Below are 17,881 nucleotides of genomic sequence, written 5' to 3' on the forward strand. Positions count from 1 at the left end.
GTCACCGAGCCGGCCGTACGACCGCTTGCAGCAGACCGCCATCGACACTGCCGTAAGTCCCGGAGCCGCTCCAGGCAATTGCCCGGCATTTACCTCCCGGTCGAGTTGCCGGTTTCTTGCCTGGCCTGCCTTGCCTCCGCTCGTATCCCATGGCTTCTCTTGAGCTCAGGTTTCCACGCCCGAAGGGAAAGGCGCCGCGTCTCGCCAAGACCGTTCCATGCGTCGACGTAAAATTTCCTCGGCTCCCAGGTACTTATACCGCTTTTCCAGATCCTGGCGATGCCTGCGGCATCCGGTGCACCGCCGCGTGAATTTGAATCCCAGAAGAAGCACTCCAGGCCGCGAAGAGCGAGTGCGGCCTGGATCAGTGCGAGGTCCGCCGATCCGGCACATCACCCTGGCCATGCTCGCGCACGCCTTCCTCGCCGCCATGACCGCCGCCGCAGAGGCGGGATTCCGAGTTGGTCGGCCCGGATTTTTTCTACCGCCGCGTATCCGCGCCCCGCGCTCCCGGGCAGCGACGAGGGCAGGTCCCGCTGCAGCACCGGATCCCCGTCCGTCCGGATGTGGTCGGCCGGGCGGCCTGCACATTCGGCAACTCGGTCCTCCGCAGTTGCCGGTCAGTTGCCTGGACGCAGTCGGCTGTGTCCGCCCAGAATTGATCGCTGCCGGAATTCGGTGAGCAACAGCTTACTCCCGGGCGTGTCCTCACTTTCGTGCGGGACCCCACTATACGACCGTCCGTTTTCAAAATTCAAAAACCCCCCTTTTCTCGGCATACCGAGAAAAAGAAGGTCTTGCCAATGCAACGCGACTGTGCTTCAGTTTTTGCGGCTCGCTGACAAGCGACTTCACGGTCTTCAAAAAGGCGCCTCCCTGCAGGGGCTTAAAAGCCAGCGGGCTATCCGCCTACGCGAAAGGAATCCTCATGGAAACCTTGCTTGAGATCGAAGAGCTGGAGCTTTACCTCGACGGCGGTACCGCCGTGGCCGAGGAAGCGCCGACTCAGCTGGGCACCTACGCACCCGCCCAGCTGGGCACCTACGCGCCGACACAGCTCGGCACGTACGCCCCGACGCAGCTCGGCACGTACGCCCCGACGCAGCTCGGCACGTACGCCCCGACGCAGCTCGGTACGTACGCTCCGACCGTCTAACACGAGCTCCTGAGTGAGCCGGGGTATGGCGCCGGACACCGGCATCAGAGCGTTCGGCGCCATACCCCGAACATTTCCTGAAGCAGCAGAACCGAACGGCATTCAGACCGTGAAGAAAACATCTTGGGTCACCGGAAAAGCGTCCGACCCTATTTCCCTTCCACTCCCTTCTTCCGTGTCCCAAGCTGCACACCAAGAACTCCTCACGGAACGACTGAACGCCGCCTCGGCGAAATACCGCGTCGCCGCGGGTCTCTCCGACAAGCCGGTTGTGCGTGACCTGCTCGCCGCGTCTCCCGGCAGGGGCCCGCAGACCGACATCGGACATGTTGACGTGCCCTGGCCCGTCTCTCTGACCCCCATCGTGCTGCCCGCCCGGCTGATCTCGGAGGTGCGGAACATCGGCGCCCTGGTGCCCGGCGCTCTCCGCTGCTCGTGGGACATGCTCGGAGCCTGCGAGGACGTACGTTCGTTCATCTTCCGGTCGCCGAAAGCGGAAGGTGAGCACTTCGACCCCCGGCAGTCGTATCCGCTCGGCGACGCCCCTCTCTTCCGCCTGGACCTCCTTCTCGAACAGAACGGCACCGAGATCGTCCCTTGGCTGGTGGACATCAACCTCATGGCCGGCATGGCCGGCGTCACGGCTGAGATCCAGCACGCCTATGCCGCCTACTCGGACCTCCTCTGGGGCCCGAACGCGCTCCTCGGTTCCTTCGACCTCGACGCCTGGGCACAGGGCATCGCCGACGGACTGCCGGACCCCGCTCCCGGCACAGGCGTGATCGACTACGTCGTCCGGTCCGGGCACGCCCTGGTACCCGACGCGCAGACTGTGGTGTCCGCGCTGCAGCGCAACGGCACCCGGGCCCGGCTGACACCCCTCGACGAACTGGGGTTCGCCGAGGGACGGCTGACCGACGCCTCCGGCGACAGGGTCCGGCGGGTCTTCCGGCAGGTCCGGGCGACGACCAAACACGCGGCGACCGCGGCCGTGGGGCTGCGTGAGGCCCAGGCGTTCGAGCATCTGACGGATGCCTGGCGGTCGGGCGCCGTCCGTATGGCTCCCGGGTTTCACATGTATCTGGAAAGCCACGCCTGGATGCACTACTGGCGCGACGAGGAGTTCGCGCACAACTTCCGCGCCCTGCACGGCGAAGCGGACCGGTCGTACCTGATGTCCCGCATCCCGCCCACCCTGCGGGTCGTCGACGAGGAACGAGTGGCGCCCACCCGGTTCTCGGTGCGTGAGCGTCGGCCCGGTGATCTCGACGGGGCCGTGCTGAAGCGGGCGGACTCCACGGGCGGGGCGGGGCTGAAGATGACCAGCCGGCCCGCGTCGGCCGGCGAAAGGGCAGAGCTCACCGCCTCGCTCACGGCCTCGCACCGCGAGGGACTGCTGCTCCAGGAGCGGGTCCGTCAAAGCCGGTTCACCTTCCCCGTCCCGGACGCCGACGGGGAGCCGTCACCGGTCTCCGGAACGCTGAAGCTCGCCGCCTACTTCCGAGGCGGGACCTATCTCGGCGGACATGCCCTCCTCACCCCCGACGACCGCCGGCGCCTTCCCCCCTCGTCGGTTCTGCGTCTGCTGCCCCTGTTCGTTCCGGTGTACGGCTCCCGCGGCTGAACCGTCGCGCTACCGAAAGGTTTTCCCGGTGTCTCAAGACCTGTGGTCGGCATTCCGGACCGCGTGGGGCCAGTCCGCCCAGGGTTACGACTCCCTGTACGGGCACGGCCTCCACTCGGAAGCGGAGCGCACCGCCTGGCTGCTGCTCCTCCGGCGTCTCCTGCCCGCTCAGGAGAGACCGCTCAAGGTCCTCGACGTCGGTACCGGGACCGGCATGATCGCCCTCCTGGTGGCCGAGCTGGGCCATGAGGTGACCGGCGGCGACTACTCCGAAGCGATGCTGGAGGTGGCCGCCCGCAAGGCCAAGCAATCCGCGCGGGACCTGAACATCTCGTTCGTGCACACCGACGCCATGCTCGGCGAATTGGCGGACGAGCAGTTCGACGTGGTCGTCTGCCGACATCTGTTGTGGGCCCTCCCCTACCCCGAGGACGTGCTGCGCCGCTGGAAGGAGGTGTGCCGTCCGGGCGGAAAGATCATTGTGATCGACCAACTGCGCCCCCGGGTGCACCCCCTGCGCCAGGGCGTCCGGGAGCTGGCCGACCTGCTCAACCCGCTGATCGGCAGCGGTGACAGCCATGACGGTGACTTCCCGAAGATCCCCCTCCACGAGCAGCCGCTGAAGCGGGCCACGTCTGTGCTGCCGGTCGCCAACGCCATGCGCCGGGCCGGCCTGGTCCGGGTCCAGGGAGAGCGCCTGCCGTGGATCGACGCGGTGGAACGCCCGGCGATGCCCCGGCTGGAACGCTGGGCCCGCCGCTGGAACCGCTACGTCGTGGAGGGGTGGGTCTGAGGTGACCCAGCTCGGCATGACGAGCCTCTCCGCCGCCGACCGTGACACCCCGGCGGGCGGCACCCCGGCACCTCGGGCACTGGTGCTGGTCCCGGCGCTGGCCGAGTCCGGTCGGGTGTCCGGTGTGGTCGGCTCCGTCCTGGACGCGCTGGACGCCGATGTGCTCGTGCTCGACGCGGGCGGCAACGCTTTCAGCGCCTCGGCCTTTCCCGACCGGGTGACCTCCGTCGGCGTGCCGCGGGGCGTGGGCTCGGCGGTACGGCACGGCATCGAGTACGCCCTGGCCCACGGCTACCAGGTCGTCACCCGAATCGACGGCGACGGACAGCACGACCCCGTCGTGCTGCAGGACCTCCTGGCACGGCAGCGGGCCGGAGCCGACCTGGTGCTGGGATCCCGCTACCACCCGCAGTCCCACGTCGTCGCCGCGCCGCCCACCGACCGCATCGCGCTCAACGTCATGTTCCGGTCCCTCGTCCAGCAGGTCTGCGGTCTGGCGATGACCGACGTCATCTCCGGCTGCTGGGCCATGGGCCGTGAGGCGATGGAGTTCCTGGCACCGCGGATCCAGGTGCGGGACTACGGAAGCACGCTGGAAATCCTGATGCTGCTCGGTCTGTCCGGTCGTTTCTCGATCACTGAGGTACCGCATCCCGCCATCTACGCCGGGCTGGGTGTGGAACAGCGGTACGGGGCGGACCGGCTCGGCGACCGCTGCGCCCGATCCGCCGTCTACCTGGAAGTGGTGACCGACGTCCTGGACCGCCATGGCGTCAACGCCTGGCCGCTGCTCGTGCAGAGGTGACCACAGTGCGGGAATCACACGCCGGGGCTTCCCGGCTCGCGGAGTTGCTCAACGGTGTGCTGTCGCCGCCGCGGGCCGGCCATGCCGCGTACGGCGACCGGCACACCGTCGTGGTGAGCGCTGGGCTGCACCGGGCGGTGACCGGAAACCGGCCGCCCGTGGACAGCCTGGGCTGTGCCGAGATCCTGCATGGCGCGGCCAGCGACCCGGACCCTGCCCTGGCCGCCCTCAAAGCACGGATGGAAGCGGTGGAACGCTATGCCTCCGTCACCTGTGCCGAACAGCTGTCGACAGTCGCGTCAGCGGTCGAGTTGGGGCCGGGCGCGCTTCCCACGCGTGTCCTGCCCCGCCACGACCCGGGGGAGCCCGGCCCGCGCTCGGGCACGCATGGCGTGCTCGGCGACCGGGACCAGGTGCGTTGGGTACGCGCGACTCGCTGTGGGGACGGGGCCGTGGTGTACGTACCGACGGTCATGGCGTTCAACACCGCGCCCCGGCACCCCGGGGAGGAGTTCTGGGTGCCCGTCTCCACCGGCACCGCCGCGCACCTGTCCTGGGCGCAGGCTCTGGAGAACGCGGTGCTCGAGGTCGTCGAGCGCGACGCGGTCGCACTCACCTGGCTTCTGCGAACCTCCGCGGAGAGGCTTCCGGACGGATTCGGCGATTACCCGGGAGCGGAACCGGAAGCCCGACTGCCGTACTCCGCCGAGCACATGCGGGAGTACACCCTCGCCCGCTGGGACATCACCAGTGACCTCGGTATCCCCACGGTGCTCTCGGTCCTACGTGGCCCCGGACGCAGGGTGCACCAGATCGTCGGAGCCGCGGCACGCCGGACACTGTGGGCTGCCTCCGCGGCGAGCGCCGCGGAGGCAGCCCAGATCCACGCGAGTCTGGAAGCCTCCGTGCGCGCGGGAGACCGGGCGCCCAGGAGCCCGGTCCGATGCCGACGCGTCCATGACGGCGCCCTCTTCATGGCACCGGAGAGCAAGGCTCATCACTTCGACTTTCTGGGCGGCTCCGAGCCGCACGACGCCAAGGAGCCGTCCCGCAGTCCGACGCCCGGTTCCGATCCTGTGCGCCGGCTGATCGAGGCCGGGCACGAGATCTACGCGGTGGATCTGACGCCGCGCGACGTCGCCCCGTCCGGCGTTCGCGTCGTGCGGGCGATCATTCCCTCCCTGCAACCACTGTCCCCCGTGTTCGCGGCGCGATACCTCGCGAGCGACCGCCTCCGTCGCATCGGAGTGCCGCTCGCCGAGGTGAATCCGATGCCCTGTCCCCTGGCCTGAGGAACGGCATGCTCCAAGAAGACCCCGGTCGCCGTAGTGGCGTGCTGCCCGTCGTGCGGTGCACGGCACACGACGCCTTCGGACAGCAGGTGGCCGACCACGTGACCGCGTACCTGCGGCGCCATGAGAGGCCCGGACGTCGCCCCGCCCAGGGTTGCGGCAGTCCGACTCTGGTCGTCGAGGCCTCCGCGTCTCCCGTATCGGCATTCAGCGCCGACGAACACGAGGCGCAGTCGGCGGGCACATGGACGCTCCCTGTGCTGAGCAGTCCTCACGGCCTGTTGGTCGGCCCGCTTCGGGACGCCGGACAACCCTGCCTTTCCTGCCTGTTGCACCGCAGTGACCAGCACCGGTGGGGACTGGAACCGTTCTTCGCCACCGATGGGAGGCCCTGCGGGGTGTCCGGAGTGAGCCCGTTGTCGGCGAGGGCCGCGGCCGCGCTGGTGATGCGCATGGCACTCCGCACCGGGCGCGACGACGCCCCTGCCGGGCTGGCCTGGCACGTGGAGTTCCCACCCCACGGCGCGCGTGCTCTGCACATCCTGCCGATGCCGTACTGCCGTCGGTGCACGGGCGTTCGGGACGCCTCGGCCCGGGAGGTCTCATGACGGACGCAGTCGATCTGAGCCTGCCCGAACTGCCGTTGAAGCCTCGACTCAGGCCGGGGGTGACATGGGCCCTGGAGAACGAGGCCATGGTCGTCCGGGGGACCGACCGGACACACTACGTCCGTGGGCGGCACGTCGGCCGACTGCTCGTGCCCCTGCTCTCCGCCATGACGGGCCGGGCCGACCAGACCGAGCTCGCCGCAGCCGCGGCCTGCTCGCAGGCCGTCCTGCACAAGGCTCTGCGGCAGCTGGATTCCATCGGAGTCCTGGAGGATCTGGCCGGTTGCGAGGACATCCCGGACACCCCGTTGTCCGACTGGTACGCGCGGGCCACCGCCGACACGGGCCTCCACTCCAGTGGCCGCGCAGTGGTGCGGTGCCTGCGGAACCAGATGGTCCGGCTGATCGGCAACGGCAGACTGCACTCCCGCGCCGGCGAACTGCTGACGGAGCACGGCCTGACGGTGCGGACGAGTGTCCTCGGCAGCCCCGACGCCATCGGCCCGGACGGTACGGCCGACCTGACCGTCGTCATCACACCGTGGGCCGCCGATCCGGCAGAGCTCATCGCCGTCGACGACGCCATGGCCGCGTCGGGAGGGCGCTGGCTTGTCGTTCTCGAAAGCGAGGACGGTGCCTTCCTGGGCCCGCTGCTCGACAGGAGTCTGTTTCCGTGCCTCGGCTGCGCCCGACGGGCCCTGCCCGATCGGGCCGGGCAGGGGGAGCCACGGGCCCACGGGAACACCGACACCCTGGTCGAACGGGAGACGCGCACCGATGTCGTGGCCGCCTACGTCGCGGCCGAGTGTCTCGCTCTGACGGCGGGCGTCGGCCACCCCTCCACCGTGCGCCGGATCATCGGTGTGGGAGACGTCGAGGACGGCATCGCCGTGCGGTCGGTCAGCCCGGCTGCCGACTGCCGTCGGTGCGTGTCCGACGGACCGGTGCCGGACACCCCGACGGCGTCGGCCCATGCGTACGAGTACGCGGTCGCCGGGCTTCCGGAGGACCTGCACGGAGGCCGGACCCAGTACGGTCACTACACCGCCGCCAACGTGCTGGCCCAGGTGCCACGACGGCTGTGTGTCGATGAGACGGCGTTGTGGAGCACCGACGTCCGCGAGCCGGCCGTGATCGAGCACGGACCGTGGGCGCGGTTGAGCGCCCTCCTGACCGAGACCTACGGACTACGGCCCGGCACGCTGCGCCGCTATCCGCCGACCGGCGGAAACATCGGCTCACCGCGGGCGCTGGTCTGGTTACCGGAGTCGATATGGGGTTCGGTGCGGGCCGGGCTTCACAGTTACGAGCCGCAGATCGACGCGTTGTGCCGGCTGGAGGTCCCGCACGGGGCGCACAACCGGCTCCAGGCGTCGGCGGGCGACATGACCTGCGTTCTCCAGGTGGTCGACATCGAGCCGCTGGAGAGCAAGTACGGTCCCAGGGCCCCGCGCATCGGCCGACTCGACGCCGGCGTGACCCTCGAACACCTTTTGACGGTCTGCGAGGCCCGGACGATCACAGCGCGCCTGTCTTCTCCCGTGCGCGCGGGGGAGTTCTTCGACGCGGTTCCGGGGCTGTCGCGGCAGTTGCTCCTGTCCGGGCTGGTCGAACTGCCGGACATCCACACGGAGAGCGAGTGACATGACGGGGTATCCGCAGTTCGCGCAGGCACTGGAGCAGGCGCGGGATCCGCGGGCGGGCGCGGCCGGTACGGACGGTCTGCCGCCCTGCCTGCCAGAACGGGGGCACACGCCGGTGCCGCTCCCGGCTCCCGGTGCCCCGGCAGTGGCGTTGTCCGCTGCGCTCGCCGATCGGCGGTCGACGCGGCTCTACGCGGAGCAGGAGGTCCCGGCGGCAGCGGTCTCGGCAGTGCTCTCGGCCGCCACAGGGTTGACCCCGCTGTTGGGCTGGGCCTTGGTCGTCCGGCGCGCGCAGGGTCTCGCCGTCGGTTCGCACCACGTCGAGGCGCTGCCGGACGGCGGCTTGCGGCTGCACCGAGTAGGGCCCGTCCCAGGTGCCGAGGCCTGGCCGCAGCGCGAGTTTCACCTCGCTCCCGTGATCGTCGTCGCCATGGCGAACCTGCTCGTCCCGGCAGGGCGGTCCGCCGCCCCGCTCTACCACCTGGCCGGACGGGCGGCCTACCGGGCGCACATGGCGGCCGCGACAGCGGGACTGGAGTCGTGCCTTTTCTACGGCCCCACTCTCGCGGGGCGCACCGCCCTGCGCTTCGACAATGTCACCCGCGCGCCACTCATCGGCCTGTCGGTGGGGCTGCCGCTCGACGCCTGTCCCCGGCCGGCCGCGAGGGAGGGACCGCCACATGATCAGGCTCTGTCAGGGGCGGCTTCGGGGTGACAGCCCGCGTGGTCCTCGCGTGCTCCCGCTGGTGGCTCGCCGTACGCCTGAATTCCGACACGACCGCCCTCCGAAGGAACTTTCATGCCCGACAACCGGCACATGTACCTGCCGCTTCGCCTGGACATCGGCGGCGGCTCAGCCCGGGGAACCGACGACGGCCTCACCGCGCAGGCTGACACCGCGATCACGGCGCACGCTCCGGCGACGGCCGTCGAGAGCGGCGAGCCGACCCCACTCACCCGCACCTCGGTGGAGATGCGGGATCCGACGTTCGGAATCGAGTCCCTTCTCACCAAGGCGATTGCAGAATGAAACACGGAACGTCGCTGGCGAACACGCCGGCCATGGCCCAGCAGGACGCCCTGCACGTCTCGCTCTTCGTCGAGGACGAACTTCTGCGGAAGGGGCTGCAGAAGCAGCTGAGCGAGCTGGCGATCGTCCGGCTCGCCCACAGCTGTGCCACTCTCGCCGAACTGTCGCGCGTCCTGTCGCAGGGACGGACGGACGTGCTGGTCGTCTCGGGTTCCCGGACCGCCGCGCTGCGTGCCTGTCTGTCTGGACGTTCCGGCCCTACACCACGGGTTCTGGTCCTGCTCGACGAGTCACAACTGACCTCGACGACGGCGGTGAACGCCCTGCCGGCCGACGGCTTTCTGCTGCGGGAGGAAGTGACCGAGCAGACCCTGGACCGGGCCTTGGCGCAACTGGCCAGGAACGAGATGCCGATGCCGCTCCGACTGGGCAGGCGGCTCGTTGACTCCCTGCAAGAGACCGGCCGGGGCCGGTTCCCGCTGTCCCCGCTCACGGAACGCGAGCGGGAGACCCTGATGCACCTGACGGAGGGGTTGAGCAACAAGCAGATAGCGCGGCAGCTCGGCATTTCCGACCATGGCGTCAAGCGGCTTGTCGGCAACATCCTGTTGAAACTGGGAACGCCCAACCGTACGGCTGCCGCCGTGTTCGCGCTGGAGGCGGGGTTGCTCACGGACCCCCCGTCCGGAGCGGCCGCGGCGCGAGGTGAGCGCCGATGACCGCCACTGTCCACGAAGGGAACACGGCTGCGGCCTTGCGCACCGGGCCGGTGTACGAGTGGCTGGCGAAGGCTGCCGAGCGGGTGCCCGACGCGGTCGCGGTCCGGGACGAGACCGCCGTATGGACGTACCGAGAACTCGACCGGTTCAGCAGGTCGGTGTGCGCCTGGCTGAGGGCCCAGGGCGTTCTCCGGGGGGACCGGGTAGTCGTCTGCCTGCCCAACTCCCGTACGGTGGTGGGTCTGTTGTACGGCGTCATCCGGTACGGCGCTGTGTTCGTTCCGGTGAGCCCCGAGTCGCGGCCGTACCAGCTCACCGCGCTGCTGCAGGACTGTCGACCGGTCCTCTTCGTGCACGAGGAACGGAAGGAACACGACCGCGACGTCCCCGCGGGCGATGCCCGGCAGATCTCCGTTGAGCAGCTTCTCGCGGACCTGCCCGCCCCGCTGCCACGCGCGCACGCGGATCGGGCGGATCGCTCCGACGTCGCTCTGCTGATGTACACCTCCGGATCCACGTCCCGGCCCAAGGCGGTGGTGTGCCGGCACGAACAGATCGCCTTCGCGGTGGCAGCGGTGGCGAGCCGGCTGGCGTACCGTCCGGACGACGTCGTCTACTGCAGGCTTCCGTTCTCCTTCGATTACGGCCTCTATCAGGTCTTCCTCTGCGCACAGGCCGGAGCCGCTCTCGCGGTGACCGGCCATCAGCCCGAGCCGGCGGTCCTGAAGTTCGCCGCCCAGTACGGAGCGACCGTCCTGCCACTGGTTCCGACGCTGGCGATCCTGCTGCTGCGGCTCGCGCGACGGGGCCGGCAGCTGCCACCGGTGCGTCTGATCACCAACACGGGTGCCGAGCTGACGGCGGGTACGGCCGCGGAGTTGCGGTCCGTGTTCCCGGGAGCCGCGGTCGTCTTCATGTACGGCATGACGGAGTGCAAGCGGATCACCATCGCCGGTGCCGACGAGGATCTGCGCGCTCCCGGCACGGTGGGCACGGCGCTGCCCGGCACGACCGTCGACATCGTGGACGAGGCGGGGACGGTCCTGCCTCCGGGGCAGCCCGGCCAGATCGTGGTGTGCGGACCCCATCTGATGGACGGTTACTGGCAGGCCCCCCGGCCCACCGACGAGCGCTACCGCCCACATCCGGTCACCGGTGAGAGGGCTCTGTTCACGGGCGACCTCGGGATGCTCGACTCGGCGGGGCGTCTGACATTCCTCGGCCGGGACGACGACATCTTCAAGCGGCGCGGCATGCGGACCAGTACGGCCGAGATCGAGGCGGCCGCCCTCGACGTGCCCGGCGTCGTCCAGGCCGCGGTCAACCCGCCCGGCTCGGACGGCAGGTTGCACCTGTGGGTGGTCTCGGAGGCCGGTCCCGCCGATGTCCTGCGGGGACTGTCCGAACGGCTGGAGCCCGCCAAGGTTCCCGACCACTGCTGGGTACGGGAGCAGCTTCCGCAGACAGCGCACGGAAAGGTGGACAAGCGGCGGCTGCGCGAGGCCGAGCGGGAGCTGCCGGAACCCTCGACGCCCGTGACGCGGACGGGCACCAAGCCATGATCGACTACGCGGGCCGCTACGGCACCCCCTTGTACGTCTACCGGCTGGAGAAGGTCCGGGAAGCAGTCACCGCACTGCGGCGCGGACTGCCCGAAGGGTCCCGGCTCTACTACTCCCTGAAGGCGAATCCGCACCCCCGGATCGTGCGGGAGCTGACGGATCTGGCCGTGCACGCCGAGATCAGCTCGTCCGGCGAACTGCGGGCGGCCCTGGCCGCTTCCCAGTCTCCGTCCGACATCCTCTACACCGGTCCCGGCAAGACCCTCCAGGAGGTGCGGACCGCGATCCGGTCCGGAGTCCGTCGCTTCTCCATCGAGTCCGCCACCGAGCGGGACCGGCTCGCCGAGGCCGCCGAGGCAGAGGCGGAGGAGATCGGCTGTCTGATACGGATCAACGCCCCCGGCCCAGCGGCAGGGAGCACCGGGCTGCGGATGACGGGAGTGCCCTCGCAGTTCGGCATCGACTTCGACCAAGCCTGTGCCCAGCCCGGGCTGTTCCGGGCCACCGGCCGGCTGCGTCCCGTGGGGCTGCACTTCTTTCCGGCCACCAACGTCGCCGACCCGGCCGCGCTGGCCCGGGAGTTCCGGTTGAGCGTGGAGACGGCCGCCGCCCTGCGGGAGAGAACCGGTTTCGACCCCGAGCTGATCGATCTCGGAGGGGGCTTCGCCGCTCCCTTCGCCAAGCCGGGAGACCTCCCGGACTACGGCGGCCTGCGTGAGGTGCTTGAGTCGGTTCTGGACCGCCACCTGCCCGGATGGCGGGACGGCCGTCCGGTCATCGCCTTCGAATCGGGGCGCCACCTCACTGCCGCCTGCGGCACCCTGCTGACCACCGTGCTCGACATCAAGCACAGCGGCGACAGGACGTACGCGATCCTTGACGCGGGGACGAACGTGCTGGGCGGCATGTCCGGACTGGGCCGGATCATGGCCCCCGCCGCCCTTCCGGAACCGGGCGCGGATGCCGGTGTCGACACGCGGGAGGCGTCGGGCGGCGAGCCGGCCCGGGAAGCCGTCACCCTCGTGGGCCCCCTCTGCACCCCCCTCGACGTGCTCAGCCGGTCGGCGCCCCTCGGTTCGCTGAAGGTGGGAGACGTACTGCGCATACCGAACACGGGTGCCTACGGCCTGACCGCGAGCCTGTTGGCCTTTCTGAGCCACCCCCCGGCCACGGAGGTGGTCGTCGACGGCGCCGCCGAGGTGCACGTCCGTCGGCTCGAAGTGATCGAGACACCACTGGAAGGTAGAGAGAGATGACGGCCCCCTGGGACTCGGCATTCGAGTCCATCCTGCGCTCCGTGTTGCGCACCCTGTCGGACGCTGAGCCGCTACGAGCCGACCTGGAACTGGCAGCGGCAGGACTGGACTCGATGGCCAGCGTCGAACTGCTGCTCATGCTGGAGGAGACGTACGGCGTGGAGATTCCGGACGAGTTGCTGCAGCCGGTCACCTTCGCCACGGCCGGCAGCCTGTGGCAGGCGGTCTCCGGGCTGCCCAGTGCGGAGCCGCGGGCATGACGGCCTCCGGACAGACGGTGGACGACGTCCTGACGGACGTACTGGAAACCCTGCGCAAGCACGCCGCCCACGCCGACAAGGAGGCGTCCTTCCCCGCCCACGGCATGGCGAGTGTCCGCGGGTCGGGACTCCTCGGATTTCTCGTACCCGTCGAGTACGGCGGCTGGGGCGGGGATCTGTCGGGCCTGGTGCGGACCGCTCAACGGCTGGGCGGCGCCTGCCTGAACACGGCGACGATCTGGGCGATGCACTGTCAGCAGGTCGATGCCGTGGTGCGTTTCGGCACGAGGGAACTCAAGGAGGAGCTGCTGCCGTCCGTGGCACGCGGGGAGACCTATCTCGCGTCGATCACCACCGAGGCGGTCAAGGGCTGGAGCTTCGTCTCGGCCCAGTCCCCGATCGTCCCGGGCGCGGACGGGCTGCACCTGGACCGATGGGCCCCCGTGGTCTCGGGCGGCGCACACGCCGACGGCTTCCTCCTGACGATGCGGGCGGCCCCGGACGCCCCCAGCCACGAGGTCTCGTTGGTGTACGCCGGACGCGACCAGGTAAGCGTCGAATGTTCGGGGGACTGGGACACTCTGGGCATGCGAGGCATGGAGAATGTCTCGCTCAAACTGAGCGGCACCGTGCCCGAACGGAATCTGATCGGTGGCCCCGGCGGCTTCCGCACGGTGGCCTCCGAGAGCGCCATTCCGCTGGCGCACCTGGGACTGTCCGCGTGCTGGCTCGGCGCCGCACGGGATGTTTTCGCCCAGCTCATCGGCCATCTGCGCGACCCACGGCGCAAGGGCGGCCCCGCCCTCACCTCCGACCTGGTACGGGAGCGACTCGCTCGGATCCGTCTCGACCTGGAGCTCGTCCACGGTTACCTGGGGCGCGTGACCCAGGAGGTCGCCGAGGTTCGCGAAGGTGCCCGCGAGGTGCGCGCGGAGGTGCTGCAGATCCATCTGAACTCTCTCAAGCTGGCCGCCTCGGACCTCTCCTTCCGCGCGGTGGACCGGATGGTGGAGCTGGCCGGGCTGTCCACCGGCTACTCGTCGAGCAGCCCTGTACCACTGGAGCGAGCGCTCAGAGACCTGCGGTCGGCGAGCCTGAACTACTCCAACGACAGGCTGTGGACGGCCAACGGCGCGCTGTCGCTGTGGGACCGCTCGGTCACCCTCGCCTGACCCAGGGGCCTACGTTTCGAGCACGGTGTGTGCTCCGGCGTGGCCGGCCGTTTCGAACGCCTCCCACATCGAGGCGTACTTCCCGCCCGCGGCGAGCAACTCCTCGTGCGACCCGGCCTCGATGATCCGGCCGGCATCGAGCACGAGGATGCGGTCCGCGGTCCGGGCCGTCTGTAGGCGGTGCGCGATCACGATGGTGGTCCGGCCGTTCGAGACACGCTGCATCGCCGCCGCGACCCGGGCCTCGGTGGCGAGGTCGAGGTTGGAGGTGGCCTCGTCCAGCAGGAGCAGGACGGGGTCGACCAGCTCGGCCCTGGCCAGTGCGATGAGCTGGCGCTGCCCGGCCGACAGGGACCGGCCACGTTCAGCCAGTTGGTACAGATAGCCGCCGGGCAGCCCGGCGATGAAGTCGTGGGCTCCGACCGCCCGCGCTGCCGCCTCGACGTCGGCGTCGCTGGCGCCGGGCCGACCGTAGGCGATGTTGTCGCGGACCGATCCGGTGAACAGGAACGCTTCTTGCGGCACGTAGCCGAGCCGGCGCCGGTACGACGGCAGGTCGAGCGCGCGGAGATCGTGGCCGTCGACGCGGATGGCGCCCTCGCCCGGATCGTAGAACCGTGCCACCAGCTTCATGATGGTCGACTTGCCCGCGCCTGTTTCGCCGACGAGCGCGACCGTCTCACCGGACGCAATGCGCAGGCTGATACCGCGCAGCGCCTCGGGTGGCCTGGCCGCCAGGGCGTCGGCATGCTGAAGGCTCTGGACATCTTGCGGGCCGCTGCGTTCCGGGACAGATCCGCGCCGGGTCGCCACGGTCGGGTAGGAGAAGTGCACGTCGTCGATGACCACCTCCCCCGACAGGTGACCCGTTTCCTCCGGATCCTCGGGGTTGGGGGTGAGGGTGTCGGTCTTCATGAGGTCAGCGATGCGGTTCCCCGAGATCCGGGTCTGCTGCCATGAGTCGAAGACCTGCGAGAACTGTTGGATGGGTGAGAAGAACAGGTCGATGTAGAGGATGAACGCGATCAGAGCGCCCGAGGTCAGGTGCCCGGACGTGACCATCCCGGCTCCCACGCCCAGGACGATGGCAACGGCGGCGTCCGGGAGGAACTGCACGAACAGGAAATAGGCAAGCATCAGCCGTTGGGCCGAGATTCGGGAGGCGATGTAATCGCGGCCGAGTCGGCGGTACTGGGCTTTGGCGGCCTCTTCGTGGACGAACGCCTGGGCTTCGCGTATCCCGGACAGGCTCTCCTGGAAGTCGGCGTTGACGAGAGCGATCCGTTCCCTGGCCTGGCCGTAGAGAACGCTGCCACGCCGTCGGTACAGCACAGTCGCGATGGCGAGCGGGACGACGAGGGCGAGCACGACAGCTGCCAGTTCGGGGTTGAGTACGAACAGCGTTATACCCACGCCGGCGAAAGTGACCAGCGAGACGATCGCGGAGAGCAGGCCGTTCTCGATCAGCGACTCGAACTGATTGACGTCGGTGGTCATCCGAGTCATGATCCGTCCGGCCATCTCGCTCTCGTAGTAGTCGAGGGACAGCCGCTGCAGCTGGGCCCAGATCCGGATCCGCAGGGACAGCATGATGCGCTGGGCGGTCTTACCGGCCACGAACGTGCCGCCGATCTGAACGATCAGGTCGGCCAGGGCCACCATCAGGTAGATGCCCGATGCGGTGAAGAGGGCGACCTCTGATCCGGCCAGCACACCGCTGTTGATGCCGTTCTTGATCAGATACGGGCCGGCCAGCGAGGCGAGCGCGTCGAGAACGACCAGGAGCAGGCCGAGCAGGAGCGGGCGGCGGAATTCCGACAGGAACCGGCCCAGCCCGAACGAGGGGTCCCGGCGTGACTCGGTCTCCAGGTCGATGGCCGGAATGTCGCGCACCGGCTTGAGTGCCGCGCCGCCCGGCGGTTCGGGAGCTGACGCCACGTCGCTTCGCCGGCCAAGGCCGCCGTCGCCCTGGCCGGGCTGACGCTTCTCGTTCGTCACCGTGGCGGTCGTGCCGGTACCGGAAAGGGATGCCAGTGTCTCGATACCGCCGTCGGCCGCGTCCCCGTCGGGCTCCCCGCTGAGCAGTGACCGGTAGAGGGCACTGCGCTCCATCAGCTCGTCGTGGGCGCCGGTATCGACGACATGGCCGTGGTCCATGACGACGATCCGGTCCGCGAGGTGCAGGGTCGAGCGGCGGTGCGCGATCAGGATGGTGGTCCGCCCGGCCATCACCTTGCGCAGGGAGTCGTGGATGGCCTCCTCGGTGGAGGCATCCACCGCGCTGGTCGCGTCGTCGAGGATCAGGACCCGGGGGTCGTACAGCAGTGCCCGGGCCAGGGCCACCCGCTGACGCTGCCCGCCCGACAGGCTCTGTCCCCGCTCCCCCACCACGGTGTGGTAGCCGCGGGGCAGGTCCATGATGAAGTCGTGAGCACCTGCGGCACGGGCCGCCTGCTCGATGTCGGCGTCAGTGGCACCCGGGCAGCCGTAGGCGATGTTGTCGCGAACCGACTCGGAGAACAGGAAGCTCTCCTCGAACGCCACGCCGACCTGGCTGCGCAGGGAGTGCAGAGTCACGTCCCGTACGTTGTGGCCGTCCACGAGCACGGCACCCTGCTGCGGGTCATAGATGCGCGACACCAGCGCTACCGCGGTCGACTTGCCGCTCCCGCTCGGGCCCACGATGGCGACGCGTGACCCGGCCGGGATGTGCAGGTCGACGCCGCGCAGCACCTCGACGCCTTCTCCGTAGGAGAAATGAACACCGGAGAAGGTGATCTCGCCGCGGAGAGCCGGCAGTTTGGTCGCGTCGGGCGCGTCGGCGATGGCAGGGCGCATGTCGATGAGCTGGAAGATGCGCTCGACACCGGCCCTGGCTTGCTGCGCGATGATGGGGAAGCGGGCCAAGCGGCCGGCGGGGGGAACGAGTTGGGCGATGTAGGTGGAGAAGGCCAGGAACGTGCCCAGCGTGATCTCGTGGCGCAATACCATCCAGCCGCCGAAGGCCAGGATGGCGACCTGCCCGAAGACCGGAACGGCCTGCAGGACCGGCTGGTAGCGGGCCCGCAGTCGCACCAGGCGCATCTGCGAACCGTAAAGGGCCCGCGACGCCTCGGCGACTCGCTTGAGTTCCTGCCGCTCCTGACCGAAAGCCTTGACGACCCGGACGCCGTTGAGGTCCTCGTCGACGATCTGGACGACGTCGCCCACGCGCTGCTGGGCGTCCCAGGTGGCGGGGAACACCTTCCAGCGCATTCTGTAGGAGAGAGCGAGCACCGTTGGCACGATGGCGATACTGACGATGGCCAGCAGCGGGGACAGGAAGAGCATCACCCCGACCGCCAGCACTACCCGAAGGGCGTCGCTGCTCAGGAAAGGGAAGTAGTTGAGCAGTCCCTGGACCAGGGTGGTATCGGAATTGGCTCGACCGACGAGCTGGCCCGTCGGCATGCGGTCGAGGTTCTCCGCGTCCATGGACTGAAGGCGGTCGTGCATGCCATTGCGCAGGTCGCACTCGACTTCCAGGGCAAGGCGGGCACCGGACAGACGCCGGAGAAATTCGAAGCTGACCGTAGCGGCGCCGAGCGCGAGGACCAGGGTCAGCCACGGCCATAACCCCGATCCGTGGGTAAGTATGACGCCGTCGATGATCTGCCGCACGACCAGGGGCGTGGTGATCATGCAGGTGCTACCGAGTACCGCGCCGAGCAGTGTGAGCACCATTGCCTTGCGGTGCCGGAGCATGTGAGCCCACAGACGGCGAACCCATCCCGGACTTGCCGATGATTCTGCGGGCATCGACTCCCGATCCGCCCGGCGACGCGGTGGCCGGCAAGAAGGCCGCCCACGGCCGCGTCCAGCCTGACGCCCCGTCATCGCAATCTTCTCCACTGACACTCCCGCTGTCGGATTGCTGGTGTTAAATCAGGTGTTTGTGACAGAGACTGAGAGGCTGAGCGGT

General features: G+C 69.3%; 14 protein-coding genes. 13 read left to right on the forward strand and 1 reads right to left on the reverse strand.

The window, feature by feature from the left end; genetic code table 11:
- Positions 1-928 precede the first annotated feature (928 nt).
- From ADK36_RS08590 to ADK36_RS08655, 13 genes are all read left to right on the forward strand, one after another.
- Entirely contained in the window at positions 929-1,156 is a 228-nt protein-coding gene (locus ADK36_RS08590; RefSeq protein ID WP_053196914.1) for a hypothetical protein, read from the forward strand.
- 175 nt (positions 1,157-1,331) lie between these two features.
- On the forward strand, positions 1,332-2,780 hold the full coding sequence (locus tag ADK36_RS08595) for a hypothetical protein (protein WP_159391096.1): 1,449 nt from the start codon (positions 1,332-1,334) through the stop codon (positions 2,778-2,780).
- 28 nt (positions 2,781-2,808) lie between these two features.
- Positions 2,809-3,573 carry a class I SAM-dependent methyltransferase gene (locus ADK36_RS08600; protein WP_053084698.1) on the forward strand — a complete coding sequence of 255 codons (765 nt, stop codon included), beginning with the start codon at positions 2,809-2,811 and terminating at the stop codon, positions 3,571-3,573.
- A gap of 16 nt (positions 3,574-3,589) precedes the next feature.
- Positions 3,590-4,378: a glycosyltransferase family 2 protein gene (locus tag ADK36_RS08605; protein WP_159029194.1), complete on the forward strand. Its 789-nt coding sequence runs from the start codon at positions 3,590-3,592 to the stop codon at positions 4,376-4,378.
- A gap of 5 nt (positions 4,379-4,383) precedes the next feature.
- Complete coding sequence (locus tag ADK36_RS08610) at positions 4,384-5,670, forward strand: YcaO-like family protein (protein ID WP_159029195.1); 1,287 nt, start codon at positions 4,384-4,386, stop codon at positions 5,668-5,670.
- Positions 5,671-6,274: 604 nt separating this feature from the next.
- Positions 6,275-7,921, forward strand: coding sequence for a hypothetical protein (locus tag ADK36_RS08620; RefSeq protein WP_048582846.1), 1,647 nt, complete (start codon positions 6,275-6,277; stop codon positions 7,919-7,921).
- A 1-nt stretch (position 7,922) separates the two neighbouring features.
- Positions 7,923-8,636, forward strand: a complete 714-nt coding sequence (locus tag ADK36_RS08625) for a hypothetical protein (RefSeq protein ID WP_048582847.1) — start codon at positions 7,923-7,925, stop codon at positions 8,634-8,636.
- A gap of 84 nt (positions 8,637-8,720) precedes the next feature.
- Entirely contained in the window at positions 8,721-8,951 is a 231-nt protein-coding gene (locus tag ADK36_RS08630; protein ID WP_048582848.1) for a hypothetical protein, read from the forward strand.
- Positions 8,948-9,670 (forward strand): LuxR C-terminal-related transcriptional regulator, encoded by a 723-nt coding sequence (locus ADK36_RS08635; RefSeq protein ID WP_078916341.1) that lies wholly within the window; start codon positions 8,948-8,950, stop codon positions 9,668-9,670. The genes ADK36_RS08630 and ADK36_RS08635 overlap by 4 nt, the downstream gene beginning before the upstream one ends.
- Positions 9,667-11,232 (forward strand): class I adenylate-forming enzyme family protein, encoded by a 1,566-nt coding sequence (locus ADK36_RS08640; protein WP_053196916.1) that lies wholly within the window; start codon positions 9,667-9,669, stop codon positions 11,230-11,232. Before ADK36_RS08635 ends, ADK36_RS08640 begins: the two co-directional genes overlap by 4 nt.
- Positions 11,229-12,488, forward strand: a complete 1,260-nt coding sequence (locus tag ADK36_RS08645; protein WP_048582851.1) for a hypothetical protein — start codon at positions 11,229-11,231, stop codon at positions 12,486-12,488. Before ADK36_RS08640 ends, ADK36_RS08645 begins: the two co-directional genes overlap by 4 nt.
- Positions 12,485-12,748 (forward strand): phosphopantetheine-binding protein, encoded by a 264-nt coding sequence (locus ADK36_RS50025; RefSeq protein ID WP_048582852.1) that lies wholly within the window; start codon positions 12,485-12,487, stop codon positions 12,746-12,748. The genes ADK36_RS08645 and ADK36_RS50025 overlap by 4 nt, the downstream gene beginning before the upstream one ends.
- Entirely contained in the window at positions 12,745-13,920 is a 1,176-nt protein-coding gene (locus tag ADK36_RS08655) for an acyl-CoA dehydrogenase family protein (RefSeq protein ID WP_048582853.1), read from the forward strand. Before ADK36_RS50025 ends, ADK36_RS08655 begins: the two co-directional genes overlap by 4 nt.
- A gap of 9 nt (positions 13,921-13,929) precedes the next feature.
- Here the strand turns inward: ADK36_RS08655 and ADK36_RS08660 are convergent, their stop codons facing one another.
- Positions 13,930-17,718 carry an ABC transporter ATP-binding protein gene (locus tag ADK36_RS08660; protein WP_048582854.1) on the reverse strand — a complete coding sequence of 1,263 codons (3,789 nt, stop codon included), beginning with the start codon at positions 17,716-17,718 and terminating at the stop codon, positions 13,930-13,932.
- Positions 17,719-17,881 lie beyond the last annotated feature (163 nt).

The sequence above is a fragment of the Streptomyces viridochromogenes genome (assembly GCF_001270495.1).
Taxonomy (GTDB): domain Bacteria; phylum Actinomycetota; class Actinomycetes; order Streptomycetales; family Streptomycetaceae; genus Streptomyces; species Streptomyces viridochromogenes_A.

What these genes read in the sequence shown, in the direction of transcription:
- ADK36_RS08590 (WP_053196914.1), top strand. Translation starts at nt 929, where the DNA reads ATGGAAACCTTGCTTGAGATCGAAGAGCTGGAGCTTTACCTCGACGGC.
- ADK36_RS08605 (WP_159029194.1), top strand. Translation starts at nt 3,590, where the DNA reads ATGACGAGCCTCTCCGCCGCCGACCGTGACACCCCGGCGGGCGGCACC.
- ADK36_RS08620 (WP_048582846.1), top strand. Translation starts at nt 6,275, where the DNA reads ATGACGGACGCAGTCGATCTGAGCCTGCCCGAACTGCCGTTGAAGCCT.
- ADK36_RS08625 (WP_048582847.1), top strand. Translation starts at nt 7,923, where the DNA reads ATGACGGGGTATCCGCAGTTCGCGCAGGCACTGGAGCAGGCGCGGGAT.
- ADK36_RS08630 (WP_048582848.1), top strand. Translation starts at nt 8,721, where the DNA reads ATGCCCGACAACCGGCACATGTACCTGCCGCTTCGCCTGGACATCGGC.
- ADK36_RS08635 (WP_078916341.1), top strand. Translation starts at nt 8,948, where the DNA reads ATGAAACACGGAACGTCGCTGGCGAACACGCCGGCCATGGCCCAGCAG.
- ADK36_RS08640 (WP_053196916.1), top strand. Translation starts at nt 9,667, where the DNA reads ATGACCGCCACTGTCCACGAAGGGAACACGGCTGCGGCCTTGCGCACC.
- ADK36_RS08645 (WP_048582851.1), top strand. Translation starts at nt 11,229, where the DNA reads ATGATCGACTACGCGGGCCGCTACGGCACCCCCTTGTACGTCTACCGG.
- ADK36_RS50025 (WP_048582852.1), top strand. Translation starts at nt 12,485, where the DNA reads ATGACGGCCCCCTGGGACTCGGCATTCGAGTCCATCCTGCGCTCCGTG.
- ADK36_RS08655 (WP_048582853.1), top strand. Translation starts at nt 12,745, where the DNA reads ATGACGGCCTCCGGACAGACGGTGGACGACGTCCTGACGGACGTACTG.
- ADK36_RS08660 (WP_048582854.1), bottom strand. Translation starts at nt 17,718, where the DNA reads ATGCCCGCAGAATCATCGGCAAGTCCGGGATGGGTTCGCCGTCTGTGG.